14 protein-coding genes are annotated in these 18,242 nt (G+C 41.8%); 8 read left to right on the forward strand and 6 right to left on the reverse strand.

Annotation, left to right across the window (positions count from 1 at the left end; all coding sequences use genetic code 11):
• Positions 1 to 189: 189 nt before the first annotated feature.
• On the forward strand, positions 190 to 1,143 hold the full coding sequence (locus ACS8FC_RS13320) for a toll/interleukin-1 receptor domain-containing protein (protein ID WP_439297132.1): 954 nt from the start codon (positions 190 to 192) through the stop codon (positions 1,141 to 1,143).
• 382 nt (positions 1,144 to 1,525) lie between these two features.
• Here the strand turns inward: ACS8FC_RS13320 and ACS8FC_RS13325 are convergent, their stop codons facing one another.
• On the reverse strand, positions 1,526 to 2,419 hold the full coding sequence (locus ACS8FC_RS13325) for a pirin family protein (protein WP_439297133.1): 894 nt from the start codon (positions 2,417 to 2,419) through the stop codon (positions 1,526 to 1,528).
• Between the two features lie 162 nt (positions 2,420 to 2,581).
• Positions 2,582 to 2,842 (reverse strand): DUF1289 domain-containing protein, encoded by a 261-nt coding sequence (locus tag ACS8FC_RS13330; protein WP_439262928.1) that lies wholly within the window; start codon positions 2,840 to 2,842, stop codon positions 2,582 to 2,584.
• A gap of 173 nt (positions 2,843 to 3,015) precedes the next feature.
• Here ACS8FC_RS13330 and ACS8FC_RS13335 point away from each other — a divergent pair, with 173 nt between their 5' ends.
• The 3 genes from ACS8FC_RS13335 to ACS8FC_RS13345 all read left to right on the forward strand — a co-directional run bounded on the left by ACS8FC_RS13335 (position 3,016) and on the right by ACS8FC_RS13345 (position 6,455).
• Positions 3,016 to 3,639 carry a YqiA/YcfP family alpha/beta fold hydrolase gene (locus ACS8FC_RS13335; protein ID WP_439297134.1) on the forward strand — a complete coding sequence of 208 codons (624 nt, stop codon included), beginning with the start codon at positions 3,016 to 3,018 and terminating at the stop codon, positions 3,637 to 3,639.
• Between the two features lie 125 nt (positions 3,640 to 3,764).
• A complete protein-coding gene (gene parE, locus ACS8FC_RS13340) occupies positions 3,765 to 5,654 on the forward strand; it encodes a DNA topoisomerase IV subunit B (RefSeq protein WP_299221296.1) in 1,890 nt (629 codons plus the stop codon).
• Positions 5,655 to 5,813: 159 nt separating this feature from the next.
• Complete coding sequence (locus ACS8FC_RS13345; RefSeq protein WP_439262934.1) at positions 5,814 to 6,455, forward strand: lysophospholipid acyltransferase family protein; 642 nt, start codon at positions 5,814 to 5,816, stop codon at positions 6,453 to 6,455.
• Between the two features lie 166 nt (positions 6,456 to 6,621).
• On the opposite strand, the gene budC is transcribed toward ACS8FC_RS13345, so the two are convergent.
• Positions 6,622 to 7,404 (reverse strand): meso-2,3-butanediol dehydrogenase, encoded by a 783-nt coding sequence (gene budC / locus ACS8FC_RS13350; RefSeq protein WP_299221291.1) that lies wholly within the window; start codon positions 7,402 to 7,404, stop codon positions 6,622 to 6,624.
• 307 nt (positions 7,405 to 7,711) lie between these two features.
• Here budC and ACS8FC_RS13355 point away from each other — a divergent pair, with 307 nt between their 5' ends.
• The gene (locus tag ACS8FC_RS13355) at positions 7,712 to 9,112 is read left to right on the forward strand and encodes a hypothetical protein (protein ID WP_439297135.1); all 1,401 of its coding nucleotides are present in this window, start codon (positions 7,712 to 7,714) and stop codon (positions 9,110 to 9,112) included.
• 75 nt (positions 9,113 to 9,187) lie between these two features.
• Here the strand turns inward: ACS8FC_RS13355 and ACS8FC_RS13360 are convergent, their stop codons facing one another.
• On the reverse strand, positions 9,188 to 10,903 hold the full coding sequence (locus ACS8FC_RS13360) for a mechanosensitive ion channel (RefSeq protein ID WP_439297136.1): 1,716 nt from the start codon (positions 10,901 to 10,903) through the stop codon (positions 9,188 to 9,190).
• 427 nt (positions 10,904 to 11,330) lie between these two features.
• Here ACS8FC_RS13360 and ACS8FC_RS13365 point away from each other — a divergent pair, with 427 nt between their 5' ends.
• Entirely contained in the window at positions 11,331 to 12,062 is a 732-nt protein-coding gene (locus ACS8FC_RS13365) for an FKBP-type peptidyl-prolyl cis-trans isomerase (RefSeq protein ID WP_439262940.1), read from the forward strand.
• Between the two features lie 121 nt (positions 12,063 to 12,183).
• On the opposite strand, the gene argA is transcribed toward ACS8FC_RS13365, so the two are convergent.
• Positions 12,184 to 13,506 carry an amino-acid N-acetyltransferase gene (gene argA, locus ACS8FC_RS13370; RefSeq protein ID WP_439262942.1) on the reverse strand — a complete coding sequence of 441 codons (1,323 nt, stop codon included), beginning with the start codon at positions 13,504 to 13,506 and terminating at the stop codon, positions 12,184 to 12,186.
• A gap of 379 nt (positions 13,507 to 13,885) precedes the next feature.
• On the opposite strand from argA, the gene ACS8FC_RS13375 reads away from it, so the two are divergent.
• Positions 13,886 to 14,479 carry a hypothetical protein gene (locus ACS8FC_RS13375; protein WP_439262944.1) on the forward strand — a complete coding sequence of 198 codons (594 nt, stop codon included), beginning with the start codon at positions 13,886 to 13,888 and terminating at the stop codon, positions 14,477 to 14,479.
• Between the two features lie 74 nt (positions 14,480 to 14,553).
• On the opposite strand, the gene ACS8FC_RS13380 is transcribed toward ACS8FC_RS13375, so the two are convergent.
• A complete protein-coding gene (locus ACS8FC_RS13380) occupies positions 14,554 to 15,564 on the reverse strand; it encodes a patatin-like phospholipase family protein (protein WP_439297137.1) in 1,011 nt (336 codons plus the stop codon).
• A 258-nt stretch (positions 15,565 to 15,822) separates the two neighbouring features.
• Here ACS8FC_RS13380 and recG point away from each other — a divergent pair, with 258 nt between their 5' ends.
• Positions 15,823 to 18,183, forward strand: coding sequence for an ATP-dependent DNA helicase RecG (gene recG, locus ACS8FC_RS13385; RefSeq protein WP_439297138.1), 2,361 nt, complete (start codon positions 15,823 to 15,825; stop codon positions 18,181 to 18,183).
• Positions 18,184 to 18,242: the final 59 nt, after the last annotated feature.

The raw sequence follows: 18,242 nt of genomic DNA on the forward strand, positions 1-18,242 counted from the left end.
CTCCGGCCATGTGAGAGTAGGTCATCGTCAGCTCTCTATTCCTAAAAAGCCCCCACAACAACGTTGTGGGGGCTTTTCTTTGGTTTCAGTTATTGTACTACTCTAAATTTCATGTATTTTTTGCATATTTTCAATAAAGATATATGATGGTATAAGATTTTTATCTTAAATTGTAAACTAGGAGTGGTAATGTCTTGGGCTGATTACACTAGAGCTAAACATTTTGGTAATGGCATCTTCTTGCCCTATTCTAACTTGTTAGCTGATATTGCTTTTAACCTTGACAATCTACTCTCTACAAACCCTATTTTAGCTCATAACATAACACCTATTTCAAATAGAGATATATTATTAGTTAAAGGAAAGAGAGTATCGTTATTAGCTTTATCGTCTAACACATATAGACATTTACCATTATTTCAAACTTATGAGTGGGAGGATTTTCTTAGCATAGATGAAGAGGTGTTTATCAAGGATTATCCAATTATAATTAAAGAGTCTTTAGTTCTAACTGCTGATAATTTATATGATTTTTTAACAAAAAACTATTCAATGTTAGATCCAATTTTAATTGTTTTTCCTTCTGTTTTTCAAGCATCTAAAGATAGTGTAGAAGAAAAAATCAAGAATGACATTACTTACAAAATAGCTAAATCTATTCTAAATAAAGAAATTAAAAATTATGAGGAAAAGAAGAAAATGGAAAACAATACGGAAGTGTTTTTAAGTCACAAATCAAACGACAAATCTCTAGTTAGAGAAATAGCTTCAACATTATCATCTCTTGGATACAGCCCATGGTTAGACGAGGATAAGATGAAGGCTGGTGCAAATTTAGAACGTTCTATACGTAGTGGGTTTGAAAGTTCTTGTGCTGCAGTCTTTTTTATAACTCCAAACTTTAAAGACGAAGGTTATCTTGCTTCAGAAATAGATTACGCAATTGCTGAGAAAAGAGATAAGGGAGACAAGTTTGTTATTATAACCCTACTTATTCCTGATCATAAAGGTAATTACGGAGAAGTTCCGAAATTATTAAAATCGTACGTATGGAAAGAGATTGAACCTGTACAAGCTATACGAACTATTGTAGAAGCTTTACCTATAAAGCTTAGTAAAATTAGTTGGAAAAGTGATTTATAAAAAACAAAGTATAATATTGATTGGGATTTTTAGGAGAAAAGCAAAGTATAATATCTTTATTAAAAAAATTTTAACTATAATTATTTTATATGAAGTAAGAATATGACAATCTCAAAGTAACTTATTAAGGCGATCTACGCACTAGCGCCATTCATTTGTAGTCAACAAATGAAATTATCACTGATGTGCCGACTGATAATTAAGCAAAGCACTGTTCATTACTTTGGCATACACAAGTAGTAACACTTAAATAGACTGCAAAAGAAGCTGTTTATACTTGATATAGATGAGACCCTTACTTTTTCTTATCAAAAAAGCCCATATTAGCGAACTAATACGGGCTTTAACATGCAGTAGAGTATTTAACTAATTAGTCTAACGATCAAGCGCCTTCACCAAATTTACCACTTTGGAAATCAGTGACGGCTTGCATGATTTCTTGCTGACTGTTCATTACAAACGGACCATACTGAACAATAGGCTCGCGTAGTGGGCGACCCGTAATTAAGATCACTTTGGTATCCTCACTACTATCGGCGGTAATGGTAACACCATCCGTATTGTCATCATTTTTCAAGATAGCCATGTTCTTAGTCGGTACAGTATCGCCTTCGATATCTATCGTACCGCGATATACAAAGGCAAAGGCATTGTGATCGGCTGGAATCGCTTGGCTAAAGCTCGTGCCTGCTGGTAAATGAATATCCAAATAAGTTGGCTCAGTCATATCGCGTGTGACTGCGCCTTCTACGCCGTGCGAGGTACCTGCAATCACCGTAACGTCAACGCCATCTTCTGTAGTGTATTTAGGTAAATCATCACTTTGGAAGTCTTTATACCAAGGATCATTCATCTTGTCTTTGGCTGGCAAATTAAGCCACAGCTGGAAGCCTTCCATCGCGCCGTCTTCTTGTTCCGGTAGCTCTGAATGAATGACACCGCTCGCTGCCGTCATCCACTGTACGCCGCCGTTTTGTAATAGCCCTTCGTTACCCGCGCTGTCACGGTGACGCATACGACCTGTGATCATATAAGTAATAGTCTCAAAACCGCGATGCGGATGGTTCGGGAACCCAGCGACATAATCATCTGGATTGTCGCTTTTAAAGTTATCGAGCATTAAGTAAGGGTCGAGACGCTCTTGTAATTGCTGCGTAAGCACGCGAGTCAATTTAACGCCTGCACCATCTTGGGTATCGACCCCAGCAAAAAGCTGTTCAATTTGACGTGACTGGGTGACGGTATCTTTTACGCTATTTACTATAGTGTTATCCATTATTTTCTCCTGCTTTTTTAGTAACGGTTGATAAGCATTAAGTTTTATCAATCTTCACTTATGTATTTTGAGGTTAGCAGGACAAAATTCAATATTACTATGTAGAATTATTATATTGATAATATTTATTATTAAGATAATTTTAATAGTTATATTTTCTAATTAAAATAACTCACCCACCTCAATGACTTCTTCAAAATTAAAGCCCAATTGCTGACCTTTACGCTGCCGCATTTGTTCGATACGCTGACGACGTCCTACGATTAACCTTAATACTTCACGACGCTGTTCCGTGTTCATACTTAACCATAACTGGCGTTCAGGACGGCTACGCAGGCAGCCGAAGCAATAGCCTTTTTTGTTACTTGTGCAAACTCCAATACAAGGATTGTCAATATCAAACAGTTCAATCTGCTCACTCATGACGTCTCCTTGTCTCTTTTTTGATTTGAATAACCTATTTTAAGTCAGTATTCATGCTAATTTGATTTGACTATAGATTCGCGTTTTTAGCACTATTAACGCTATATGACTGGTGTTATGCTCACTATCTATCAATTTTTATAGTATAACCAATTACAAAGATGAGATTGCATATGAATATTGTGTACGTGCATGGCCTAGATAGCGATGCCAATTCTACTAAAGGGTTTTTATTAGAGCAATATTGTCAACAGCATTACCCTGATATCAAAGTACATCGTCCTGATTTAAATCAGTCGCCAGAGCAAGTGTTTAGTTACTTAACGGATCTAGTCAGTAAACTTAGCAAGGACGCCAAAACCGTCTTGGTAGGAAGCTCATTGGGTGGATATTTTTCAACGCTCGTCAGCAATCATACTGGCTGTCCTATTTTATTATTAAACCCTAGCACACAGCCACATATTACTTTACAACGTTTTGAAGACAATAAAAACGCTGATACTTTAAAAATGGATGACAATAAGGATGAGACGCTTTATACCACTCCTGGTGGCTGGGCAATGACGAAAGCAGACTTACAGTGGTTTGCTCATCATCAATTATTGTCGGTTGCCAATCCAAGTCAGGTTACTGTCATGCTCAAAAAAGACGATGAATTACTGGATGCCAATCTATCAGCAGCGTTTTACCAGCAGCAAGGTGCGACTGTCACCATACAAGAAGGCGGCGATCATAGGTTTAGTGATTTTGCTAAGCATTTGCCCAAAGTCATTGAAATGGTACAACAGTTAGTCTGAGTTAGGTTGGCTTATAGAGACGACATTATCTGACGTAAGCTACTGACGTTTGACGTAAAGAGCGCCATTTTTGGTTATAATGGTTAGATAGAAACAATGATATGTGAATAATAAAGGAAGGCATTTTGAGTCAATATAATGCGCAATCGTTAGAAGTATTAGAAGGTCTTGAGCCGGTACGTCGTCGTCCGGGTATGTATACCGACACCACACGTCCCAATCATCTAGCACAAGAAGTCATCGATAATTCCGTTGATGAAGCGTTGGCTGGTTATACTAAGATCATAAAAGTTCAATTGCATAATGATGGCTCGTTGTCCGTTGAGGATGATGGTCGCGGTATGCCAACTGATATTCATCCTGAGTTTGGACAATCAGGTATAGAGCTTATCTTGACGCGTCTGCATGCTGGCGGTAAATTTTCGACCTCTAATTATGAAGTATCAGGCGGTTTGCATGGCGTTGGCATCTCTGTCGTCAATGCGCTATCAACGCGAGTTGAGGTAACCGTATGGCGAGACAGTACCCAGTTTGATATGGCGTTTGAAAATGGTGCGCCAGTAACAAAGCTTACTGAGTCTGTCAGTTCCAATAAACGCAAACGTGGTACTCGAGTGCGTTTTTGGGCAGATGGGAGTTTTTTTGATACGCCCAAATTCAATGTCAAACAGCTTAAGCACAATCTAAAAGCCAAAGCTGTGTTGGCCGCTGGTCTGACGATTGAATTCGTTGATGATATCAATAACGAAAAAGTCGTTTGGCAGTTTACCGATGGGGTGGTGGAGTACCTCAGTGAGCAGCTAGATGGACTGGAGACGTTACCACCCGCGCCATTTTATTATAATCACGAGGCAAAAGCAGGTGAACGCGCAGGCATTACCTTTGCGCTGTCTTGGTTGCCTGAAGGTGGGACGCCGATTCAAGAAAGTTACGTGAACTTGATTCCAACCGCGCAAGGCGGCACCCATGTTAACGGACTGCGTACTGGTATTTTGGAAGCCCTGCGCGAGTTTTGTGACATTCACAATTTACTACCACGCAGTGTGAAACTTACGGCAGAAGACGTATGGGATGGGGTCAACTACATCCTATCACTCAAATTCTCAGAGCCGCAGTTCTCCGGGCAAACCAAAGAGCGACTCTCTAGCCGCGAAGCCGCTGGTGCGGTGCAGACGCTTGCAAAAGATGCTTTTAGTTTATGGCTCAATCAGCATGCTGATATGGGTACGCAAATTGCGGAATTAGCCATCAATAAAGCAGGTCGGCGCTTAAAGTCTGCTAAAAAAGTCGCTCGTAAAAAAATCACTCAAGGTCCAGCACTACCTGGCAAGTTAGCAGATTGTCGTGGAGATTTGCGTGATGGTGCTGAGCTATTCTTGGTAGAAGGGGATTCGGCTGGCGGCTCAGCTAAGCAAGCGCGCGATCGTCATTATCAAGCGATATTGCCGCTGCGAGGTAAGATTTTGAACACGTGGGAGGTGTCATCAGATACGGTACTCTCGAGTCAAGAGATTCATGATATCGCTATTGCTATCGGTGTCGATCCTGCCTCTGATGATCTCTCTGAGCTACGATATGACAAAATATGCATTTTAGCCGATGCAGACTCTGATGGCCTACATATTGCAACGTTGATTTGTGCTTTGTTTGTCAAACATTTCCCTGCGCTCGTTGATGCAGGACATTTATTTGTCGCGATGCCACCTTTATACCGAGTCGATGTGGGTAAAGAAGTCCATTATGCACTAGATGAACCTGAACTTGCTCATATCTTGGCCAATGTGCCTGGCAATAAAAAAGCGCAGATCACACGTTTTAAGGGGCTTGGTGAGATGAGTGCAGAGCAATTGCGTGAAACCACGATGAACCGTGATACTCGGCGTTTGGTTCAGTTGGATATGGATGACATCGTACTAACCAGTAGTATGATGGATATGCTACTCGCCAAAAAACGAGCGGCTGACCGTAAGTCATGGCTTGAGGACAAAGGTAACCTAGCTGATATTTCAGTATAGCGCCATAGAGAGAGTCACAGTCCTTGAGGAGAGGAGTCGTTTGGTTTGAATAGTATTTTATGGTTTTCTAATTTATAAAATGCTGAAATTTTGCAAAAGACGATTTAGTCGTATTTATTTAAGGCTAGTATTCGTTTTTACTTTATAGGCCTTAATACATTGTCAAAATTCCCTAAACTTAGTAAAAAACACTTAGGTCATCTGGTTCCAAGACGCGGTAATAAAGTTGCGCCAATCATCGCATCAGCGATGTTAAAAGCAGCTGGCTGGCGAACGGTCGGGGAGATTCCAAATATTCCGCAAGCAGTGGTATTGGCGCTTCCGCATACATCTAATATCGACGGTGTCTATGCAATACCCAGTTTATTTGCTCTAGATCTAAAAATTAGTATCATGGGCAAGCATACTTTGTTTAAGGTACCAGTCCTTGCTCAGCTGCTACGTTGGATGGGTATTATCCCTATTGATCGTGGTAATAAAGGGTCAGTATTGCAGGCAAGTATTGATAAGTTTAAAACTGGAGAACCCTTATTTTTGGGGTTATCTCCAGAGGGGACACGTCAATATACCAAAGAGTGGAAAACAGGGTTTTATTATTTGGCAGTAGGGGCCAATGTGCCAATCTTACCAGTAGCGCTGGATTATAAAACCAAAGAGATACGATTTATGTCTTTGGTTTATCCTACTGGAGATATTTCAGGGGATTTGCAAAAGATTTATAACCAATATCAAGGAGTGGTTCCAATGTATCCTGAGCGCTTGTCTCAACCACTACAAGACGTTAATAGCGCGGATGACTGACAGTTTTATTAAAGCAGGTCGTTGTTAAATATGGATATCCAAAAAGCCTCCGATATTTCAATATCGAAGGCTTTTTTATCTTGAACCGTAGTGATCTAAGCTTGTCGTTGAGGCTGACAATAATATGATCAATATTTAACGGAGATGAGGGTCCTGCTATTGATATTTAGAAGTTTGGTTGACCGTTAGAAGCATTCACACCGCCGTCAACAGGCAGATTGACACCAGTAATCATCGAGGCGTCATCACTTGCTAAAAAGGTGATCGCTGCTGCAATATCCTCAGGAGTGGCAAGACGTCCTAGTGGGCAACGGGCCAAAAATTTATCAGTTTTAGCCTTGTTGTTTTGAATAGCACTGGTCATATTGGTCTCCGTCACGCTGGGATTAACGGCATTGACACGTACCCCATCTGGACCGTGATCGAGAGCCAACGTACGAGTTAGATTGGTAATGCCAGCTTTAGCCGCATTGTAGGCCGCCATGTTCCAATCGCCTCCGATACCTGAAAGCGATGAGACATTGATGATATTGCCTTTCGTCTTGATCAGATATGGCATCGCAGCTTGACAGACATAAAACGTACCATTCAAGTTGACATCGATTGCAGATTTCCACTCTTCAGCTGACATCTCAGTGATTTTACCTTGTGTTGCTTTGCCAGCGTTATTCACCAATACATCAATCTTTTCAAACTTTTCTATGACTCTTTTCATCATTTCTTGTACTTGGTCTTGTACACTAATATCACAGGTAACTGTAAGATAATTGTCGCTATGAATCCATGTACGATCTAAGGGAAACTCTTTTGCGGTTTCTTCTAAAGTTTCAGCAGTACGACCTACTAAGACCACACTGGCACCTTCTTGAGCAAATCGAATAGCAGTTGCACGACCAATACCTGACCCTGCTCCTGTAACGATAACTGTCTTTTCTTTAAAACGTTTCATGGCCTTTAATCCTTGTTATTATAAGAGAGTGACTATATAAGCAAAACCGGCAAAGGGAGTTTCGATCAGTTTATCATCCATGAATCGACCCTCAAATGGTATTGCTTTATTATTATCATAACAAGTCACTGCTTTGAAAGCGACAACAAAGCGGGGATGTATAACAGTCTTCTTGTATAGGAGTGTTACGATGGTTAAGGTTTTTTATATGGGTATTTATCACGCTGTTATTTTTTACTTTACGTATTAGGTCACAGTTATACTTGTTCAAAAGAATGCTATTTTTCAACCATAAGAGTGATGCATTGTGCCAGACGCTATCAAACCTTTATCTGAACGTCTTCTTGCTCTAGAAGCGCTAAACTGTTATCTGCAGTTGTCACCTTCTACTATGAGCTTGTCTATACCACATACAGCAGATGTACAGTATTCTGCCTGTCAATATGTCTATAAGTTGCCAAAAGGAGCGCTACGTATACTAGAAGTGTCGTTGCCCCTACCTATCATTAGTAGTACGGCTGATATTGAAACGGCACGCCTCGCTATTGTCAAAGCTGCAATGATATGGCAAAAGCAAAGCTTGCAGCGTGATGAAGATAGTAATACTGTGACTCACAAGGTGTTAGTACTGGATGTTCAACTTGTAGATCATCAAATATCAGATAATGATGGCATTAAAGAAGACAAGAGATTATCGGTGACGACGTCTATCAATCATAGTTTTGGGGCACGTTACTTTATGGAGCATCTGATATCAGATGTTAGTAAAGACGAGCAATTGTTACAAGTATTTAGTCGTCAGGATTGGTATCTAGCTATCGAGAGAGTTATGACACCTTGTGATCTATGGCAATTTTTGGATTTTCACTTAACGCATCTTAATCAATCGCTCATAAGCGGGGTAGCGAGCTTTGAATCTGAAACAGCGCTTATCTCCCAATTTATGCACAGCGATGCTTTATTATCGCATGCTATAAGTGTAGACAATGAGCTTATCAAAAATGGATTACAAGATGAGCCAAATTCGGCTTTGGTTGCGATGAGTCTGGCACAAAAACAACAAGACGTGAGTTTACAGCAGGCCTATCAGCAGCACCGAAAACAGGCGTCTATATTATGGTCACAGCTTAGCAGTCAAATTATCAGCTTGGCTAGCGAGCCGTCTATTACAACTAATAAAAAGGTGGTAGACGCACAGACTATATGGAAACGACAGCTATTAGATGAGTCCTTGTTTTCACGTCATGAGCTTATACGTACCCTATATAAACATCCTGAGCGCGCACTTACTATGAGGGAGAATGGGTATGTTATTCATCAGCACTCTTATACAATTTTGGGCCGTCATTATGTGATGATATTTTATGGAAAAGGCAAAGACACCGCGCAGAGCAGAGCGGCTATCCAACCAAGGCTACAAGCAATTGCGCAAGATGTTGCACTGCGTTTACCACTTGTTGAGCTACACCATATTATTGTACTGGGCATCGAGTTTGTCTTAGAGAAAGACGACACTTATTTGGATATAGATGCATGGATTCAGCCAGTTGAGTCTATGACTCAAAGGGAGCGTCAATTAACCAAGCAGTTACAGCACTTAAATCAGCAAAACAAAGCGCAAGTACAAAACAGTCAGTCAGTAGACAATGGTCCATCAACACGAATGCAGTTGAATTTAAATGTGCCTGCACGACCTATTAAGTTATAAACATAAAATCTGAGCCATAAAAAAAGACAGCCTAAGCTGTCTTTTTTATATTGGAACAATAGCTATCGTTAACCTTTATTTCAGATTATCGTTGTCATCGATATCAGTAAAGTCTGTACCTGAACCTAAGTTTGAACCTGTGTCTGTATCGCTATCACGTGTCTCTACATGAGTGATATCTACATGATCACTGCCAAGCTTAGTGGTGTCAACTACGTCTGTGTGCAATTCGCTAGTCGATGGGCTAGTAGAAGCAGTAGGCGTATTATCACGAACTGAGTCAGCAACTTTTTCCTGAGTCGACGAGCTGGTATGAACAGTAGACTTCGCTTCTGCTTTGTCCTGTTCTTTATCCATTTTGTCTTGCATTTTACGTAGGAAACGAGCAGCGGCTTCTTGGCCACCAAGACCAAACGATAGAGCGAAAGCAACGGCTACAGCACCTAATGTTAAGCCAAATGCCAGGTTCACAATAGAGTCAGCGATACCCATCGCTTTTAGGCCCATTGCTAACACTAAGCCCATGATCAATACGCGTACAATATTGGCTAAAAATTGTGAGCCTTTCTCAGAACGCTCAACGACACCAGCAATGATATTGGCAAGCCAAAAACCGATGAATAGAATGATCGCACCTAAGATGATGTTTGCACCGAAGGCGATAAACATCGTGATGATAGCTGAAATAGGTTCAAAACCAAGCAAATCAGCTGCCGCGATTGCAGCAAACAACATAGCAAAGAAGATAATGGCATAGCCGACTAGATCAGAGATCTTTTTGTCGCCCATGGTTTCTTGCAGGCCAACTTTAGCAGGTAATTGGTTGACCTGAGTATTCTCGATCAAGCCTTTGATAATGTCTGCTACCATACGTATGACATAATAAGTCACAACAAGGATCGCTATAGCCATGAAAATGTTAGGCAATGCTTCCATAATCTTATTAAGCATATTAGTCGCTGGACGAGCGATCACTTCAATTTTTAGAGCATTTAATGCAGCGATTACAGTTGGGATGATAACAACCAAAAACGCTAAAGAACCAGCAATATTAGGTAAGCTGTTTTCTTCACTCAAACCTGCTTTTGTAGCCAATGCTTGTACATTAAAGGTAGATACAAGGTTGGTCACGATACCGCGTACGACTTTGGCGATGATATAACCCACCACAAAAACCACAATAGCGATAAGAATATTAGGAATAAAGCTAAAGATTTTGTCAACCATATTGGTCAATGGAGCAAACAAACCATCAAGCTCTAATTGGCCAAGTACCATTGTCAATACAACCAACAAAATAAACCAATAAACCATATCAGCAATAGTGCTGCTCATTGGTTTAACGCCAGCTTGAGCACTTAAACGCTCGTCCATAGTCGTCTTTGACAAAGCAGTGTTAAGCGCCGTACGCACAACAGTTGCAATAACCCAACCAATGATACCAACAGCAATAGCGCCAATAAGATTTGGAATAAAGGCGAGTACTTGATTAACCATATTTGCAAACGGTGCTGAAATTGAATTTAAGTTTAACTGAGTCAATGCGCCTGAAATAGCAATAACGAAGATAAACCAGAAAACGACTTTAGAGATAATACCTTCTAAATCGTAGGTTTTGCCTGTAGAAGAATTCATACGCTGATTTAAATTGACCTTAGCCAATACATTGCGTACCAAAGCTGCGATGCCAAGGGCAACGAGCCAACCGATCACGAAGATCAAAATAGCACCAATGATGGAGCCAATAGGTCCACCAAGATAACCATTAAAAGATGCAAACATTGGGTTCATCCTGTCCTCCTTTAATCACTATATAGTAAGTCATAAAACAATCATTGATTATATTATCGACGGATACACAGTAGTTTAAAAATAGTATTGTTGTATTTAACGTTGTTGACTAATTTAATGTTTTCTTATAAAAGTTTTGCCTAAACCATTACAAAGAAAAATAGTATTAAAAAATTACTTTAATTGACTTATCAATTTAGCTGATTAAGCTTAGCTGATATAATGATGCAGTTAAAGTTAGAATGCTTTACCTGACGCTATAATTGTGTGATAAGTTGTTATTTTTGGGGCAAGAATTAACAAAGACTGTACATTGTTATGTTAATTTTATCGGAAACATAGCTCATAAAACTAAGATTTGCTATGATAGCTGGCAAATAATATTTTAGTGTTCTTCCTAATTGATTTAACAAATTGAGAGTAATATATGAAAAAAATTACCACTTTAACTATCACTACGCTGGCCAGTGCGATGTTATTGGTTACAGGCTGTAGTACCAACAATGGCAACCAAGAAAGCGCTACTCCAAGTGTTTCTATTACTGAGCAAAGTACAGCGAAAGAAAAAGTAGGCTATAGCTTGGGCTTTATGATGGCAGAAGGTAATAAAGAAGCGGTACAAGATTTAGACCTTGATACTTTTGAGCAAGGCTTTCGTGATGGCTATGAAGGTGAAGAGTCTGCTCTGACCCAAGAGCAGATGGAAGAAGTACTAATGACGTACCAAAAAGAACAAGAAGAGAAGTTTGTTGCAGATATGCAGAACAAAGCAGAAGAGAATAAAACAAAAGGTGCTGCGTTCTTAGCAGAAAATGCTAAAAAAGAGGGCGTAAAAGAGACGGATTCTGGTCTGCAATATAAAGTACTAACAGCAGGTACGGGCAAATCACCAAAAGCGACTGACGTGGTTGAAGTAAACTACGAGGGCAAATTGATCGATGGTACTGTATTTGATAGCTCTTATGAGCGCGGCGAGCCGATCGAATTCCCATTGAACCAAGTCATCGCTGGCTGGACTGAAGGTTTACAGCTGATGAAAGAAGGCGGCAAATATGAGTTCTATATTCCATCAGATATCGCTTATGGCGAAGCTGGAAATTCAGGTATTGAACCTAATAGCACACTCATATTCACTGTTGAGCTATTAAAAGTAAAATAGCAGAAAAGTGAAATAATGCTGCGTTAAGCATATAATACTAGATAATTGAAAAAGCCCTCATATTGGATATGAGGGCTTTTTTAGTCACGGGATTTTTGTATTGTAAAATAAAGTGCCGTATTTAAAGGGTCTTTTGAAATACTTTAGAGTTGCGACCGTTATGGTACTTTTCTTGGCGAGCTTCTGGTAATGCACTAGCATTGACTTCAGCGAAGCCTTGTTCTACAAACCAGTGCGCCGTACGTGTGGTTAATACAAACAACTTATGTAGGCCATGACTGCGCGCTTGCTGTTCTAAAAATGCCAGCAAGTCTGCACCGCGGCTACCATTGCGATATTCTGGGTGCACAGCCACACAAGCAACTTCTGCTGAATCATCATTAAGTGGATATAGGGCCGCACAGCCTAAAATCATACCATCGCGCTCAATCACACTATAGTTGTCGATCTCTTGTTCTAGGCGTTCGCGTGAGCGGCTGACCAAGATACCTTGCTCTTCTAATGGTGTTAGCAGCTCAATAAGACCGACCACATCATCTATATTGGCATGACGAATCTCTTCGTATGGGTCGTGACTAATTAGCGTACCGGAGCCATCACGTGTAAACAGCTCTTCAAGTAGCGCGCCATCTTTGGCATATGAGATGATATGTGTACGATGAACACCTTGGCGACAAGCCAAACTGGCACAATGCAAGAAGTAATTAATTTCATTGTTCAAATCACGTTCTCGCAAAAAACGATCCACTTCATTTGGAATCATTTCGTGCAATAAGCGGCCGTTATCATTGATGTCAGCCTCTTCACCTAAAAAGATAAGCTTGTCTGCGCTAAGCGCCACTGCCGCACTAAGCGCCACATCTTCACTCAACAAGTTGAAAACTTCACCAGTTGCTGAGTAGCCCATTGAGCCTAAAATTACAATATGATCGTGTAGTAGGTTGTTCTTAATCGCCTCAATATCGATGGAGCGTACTTCACCTGTCATCTGATGATCGACGCCATTTCGAATACCATAAGGACGCGCAGTCACAAAGTTACCAGAAACCGCATCAATACGTGAGCCGTACATGGGCGAGTTGGCAAGCCCCATTGATAATTGGGCTTCGATCTGTAGACGAATAGCACCGACCGCTTGTAAGATAGATGGCATGGCGTTACGTGGCGTAATGCGAACGTCGTGATGTAGGGGAGAGTTGATACCAGCTTCTTGTAGATTTTTTTCTATTTGCGGACGCGCACCATGTACCAATACTAGCTTAATTCCTAAGCTATGCAACAATGCAAAGTCATGAATAAGGGTGTTAAAATTGGGATGATTGACTGCCTCACCACCAAACATAATCACGAAAGTCTTGCCGCGATGCGTGTTGATATAAGGCGCAGAGTTACGGAACCAATGGACGTATTCAGGTTTAATCTGGGGCATGGCGCTAATAGTCATAGTAGGAGCAATAATAGTAGGTATGGTAAAAGATAAGAGACATTAAAGATTTAACGAATATCAAAGATTTACCATAGCAAAAAACGTCGGTATGAGCTATCTTTTTATTTTGACGATCGCTGTTTGAATTTGGTCAGTTGTCTATATACACAACCTAAACACGGGGTTAGTATACCTATAAAAGCTTTTTGCTATGCTAAGCCCTATCACATGATCGATGACACGCATAAATTGTATTTTCAATGCATAATATAGAGTACATAACCTGTGTTTGAAAAATATGTAGGAAGAAATGCGAAGAAAGATTATAGCTTTGTCTCACAAAGAAACCTTGAGTAGTACTGTTTTACCGATACATTAACTAGGAATAACGAATATCATGAAGAAAATAAACCATTTAGCCAGTCCTTTTACTGCTTGGAGCGGTCATCGCTTATTTCAAGTCGTCGCCGGTACCCTTATCGGTGCGATGGTAGTCACAACCCAAGCGTCAGCTATGCTGCCAACACCAGAGCCTGCACTTGATGGCTCTGCTGCTGTAAAGACAGTTGCAAATGCTAATGGTAGCAACTCAAACATGCAAGCCGTTGATACCAAGATTACAGCTTCTCTTATAAGCGTGGATGCGAATGGACAAGAGACATTGGTGCCTGTAGATGCCAATACGCGCTTGCAGCCAGGTAACGTTCTAGAGTATCAAGGGTATTTTACCAATACCAACCCAGATCGGGTGCGTAAGATGACGGTTACATTGACGATTCCTGAGCAAGTGGAGCTGTTACGCGCGGTGTCTCCTGATTTTCCATACGGTAGTGTCGATGGTGATACTTTTGCTCGGATGCCGTTACGTACGCGAGTGGATAACCAACTGCAAGAGGTTGATCTCAAACATTACAAAGCAGTACGCTGGGATATCGAAGGTGTCGGTCTCAACGATACTGTCATGGTTAAATATCGTGCAAAAGTAAAATAATAGCCACAGTCGATATACTTGGTAAAATAAAAAAGCACGGCAATTAATAATTGCGGTGCTTTTTTTTGGTGACATTAAAGCGTAGCGTACTTGCTACTAGATTTTTCTTTAATAAGTTGTTTAATGCCGTTGACCTGCGGGGTAGTGGCTTGCACGCCAGCCATGATAAGTGCGCTACGCTGATTGGTATCTAACGAGCTGATATGGCCGACATCAGGGGCAATCACAATATCAGCGCGCTCGTGCTCATTACTTACAAGTGAGCGGTGACTAGTGGTTGAATAGCGAGTATTAGAGGATAGATTGTTTTCAAGTAATCCCCAAAAGCTACTTAAAGAGGTGACAGCGGGTAGTAAATTACTAGTCATATTTTTTTTACTTGATGTGGGTACAGTCACATCGACAGCGATGATAATATCAGCGCCCAAATCTCGAGCACTATCGACAGGGACTAAGCTGATCACTCCGCCATCGATATATTTTTTGCCAGTTTTTTCGGGTATGCGCGGCGCAATAAAAATATTAGGCACGCTACAAGATGCTTGAACAGCAAGGCCTGCATCTCCTGTGGTAAAGACCGCCTTTTTTAGCGTATGCTTCTCAGCAGCGATTGCGGCAAAGCGGATCGGAAAGTCTTCTATTGCGCGACCACCAACTTTAGCATTGATAAAGTTTTTGAGCTTGATGCCTTCAATAAAGCCTTGATTGGATAACACAAAGTCTGTTAACTCGCTATCAGGTGTGTTCAATGCTAATTGTTCAAGCCGCTGTGGAGTATAGCCACTGGCATATAGGCTCCCAACCAAGCTACCAACGCTGGTTCCTACCACGAGTGTCGGCGTGATACCGCTTTCTTCTAACGCCTTAATGACACCAACGTGGGCAAAACCTTTGGCTCCGCCGCCGCCTAACACTAAAGCGACGGTTGGTGCTTTTACGACTGGGTGAGATTGTGTGATCGAAGTGGATGGTCCAATGCTGTTACAAGCACTGACGACGACGCCTAGAGTCGTCAGTAGGCTTGTGCGTACGACTCTTTTATAGAAGGTTTGAGAATCTCGATTGTTGATAGGCTGAACGGACATAGAAAGGCCTTAAAAGCATTTTGAAAGCAAAAAGTATTGGTCAGATGAATGGTTGATTAAGGGTTGAGTCTATAGACGCACGATTACCAAATAGCTTAGTCTCATCAATAGTATTGTCAGCTATAATGATTAAAGTACACTTTATAGCGTATTGATTGTCGTCATAGTTAGGTATACTTTCATCATCAGTGTCATACAATAATCAAGTATAAAACATTTAAGTATGTAGAATTTAAAATAATATCTTTAAGGTTTTTGATGCCAATATCTAGCCATTCCATAGCCGACTTATCAAACATTGTGTTGCCCAAACAGTCGGCTTCAGCATTAGATATGCCAGTGACGGCGCTGGCGGGTGTTGGACCAAAAGTCTCAGAGCAATTAACGCAACTGGGTATTACACGGATTTTTGATTTATTGCTCCATTTGCCGCGAGATTATGAAGACCGTAGCCGACTCGTATCTATCGCAGATGTAGGACATGGGCAAGCGGCATTAATCACGGGGCGGGTGGTACATGTCGAGACCAAACGCAGCGGTATGACGGTGATTGTAGATGATGATACTGGCACAATCTCTCTACGCTTCTTCAAGGTTTATCGTGGTCTTGCCCAGACCATGAGTGTGGGCACGCGACTACAGCTGTTTGGGGAAGTAAAAGTCAGCCGTTACGGCAAGCAGATGCATCATCCTGAATATCAGATTTTGACTGATAGTGTCGCCATTACCAACACGGGCCTACAGCCCATCTATCCGAGCATCAAAGGCCTGCATCAAAATAAATTACGTACTTTGATTAAGCTGGCCCTACAAACCGTACGCGGCCAAGGTCTACCAATGACGCTATTTACGCCAGAGGATTTTGCTGTAGTAGCAGATTTGCCATTAGCGCCCTTTGAGCCGACTAAACTACTGGTTACAGAGACGGATTATTCAGAAGACATATTCTCCGCATTGGCGCGTAGTGTGCCAGACAACGCTGCTACTGACCACGTTAACAAAGCTGGTGTGACTACTTATGACGCAAGTAACAAAGGCAATTCGATCGCCGTTAGTGGCGCTCATAACAATGCTCACAGCAATGTTTACAACTTAACAATATTTGAAGCGTTGGTGCTACTGCATACACCGCCTACTTATACCGACGCTGGGCAACAATATAAATTGCTAACCCAGCTAAGTGCCCGTACGCATGCGGCTTGTCAGCGCCTTATTATCGAAGAGCTAACCGCGCATCAACTCAGTCTGTTATATCGCCGTCAGCAGCTGCACCAGTATAAAGCGCCCAAATGCACCACTCAAAGCCCATTGGCTAATAAGTTATTTGCAGCATTACCCTTTGATCTAACCGGTGCGCAGCAGCGTGTGATGAAAGATATTACCACTGATATGGCGACTTCTATTCCAATGCTGCGATTGGTGCAGGGTGATGTAGGTGCAGGTAAAACTTTAGTCGCAGCAGGCGCAGCGGGCTACGCGCTTGATAGCGGCTGGCAGGTGGCGGTCATGGCACCGACTGAGATTTTAGCAGAACAGCACTTGTTAAACTTTAAACAGTGGTTTGAGCCGTTGGGTATCCAAGTCGGTTGGCTGGCTGGCAAACAAACCGCAAAGCAGCGCCGCGAAGCGTTAGAAGCCGTGAGCGAAAATACGGTGCAAGTGGTGGTCGGTACTCATGCCTTATTTCAAGAGCAGGTACAATTTGCCAAATTGGGCTTAGTCATTATTGATGAGCAGCATCGTTTTGGGGTTGAGCAGCGCATGGCCTTGACCAATAAAGGTGTGGCGAATAGTACGCCGCATCAGCTTATTATGACCGCAACGCCTATTCCGCGTACGCTCGCGATGAGTGTCTATGGCGACATGGACACCTCAATTATCGATGAGCTACCACCCGGGCGTACACCGATTACGACCGTGACCATTGATCGCAACCGCCGCGATGAAGTGATCGAACGCATCGCGATTAATTGTGAGGCAGGTAGGCAAGCGTACTGGGTGTGCTCCTTGGTAGAAGAGTCGAGCGTACTCGATGCGCAAGCCGCTGAAGCGACTTTCGAGGACTTAAATGAGCGTTTGGATATTCGTATTGGCCTTGTACATGGCAAGATGAAGTCCGCTGATAAACAAGCCATCATGCAAGAGTTTAAAGCGGGCAGCCTTGATTTGTTGATTGCTACAACGGTCATCGAAGTCGGCGTTGATGTACCGAACGCGTCGTTGATGGTCATCGAAAACGCCGAGCGTTTGGGTCTGTCGCAACTCCATCAATTGCGTGGTCGCGTTGGGCGTGGCTCGACCAAGAGTTTCTGCGTATTGCTATACCAAAAGCCATTGTCGGATACAGGTACAGAACGTCTTAATGTATTACGCGATAGCACCGATGGTTTTGTGATTGCGCAAAAAGATCTTGAGCTACGCGGGCCGGGTGAGCTACTTGGCAAACGCCAAACGGGTAATGTAGGCTATTATCTGGCGGATTTGATTCGTGATGAGCAGTTATTTGCCATTGCTCAGCGTTTGGCCAAGCATTTAATTGCAGACCCCACGCGTAAAGCTGATGTCAGCCAGCTGATACATCGCTGGATGCCTGAGGCCAGCCGCTATACTAATGCTTAAGAAGGCGTATAAGATAGTTTGGTAAGTAGGACTTTAACCATGTATAAACTATAGATGCA

It is taken from the genome of Psychrobacter sp. 1Y4 (assembly GCF_051847555.1).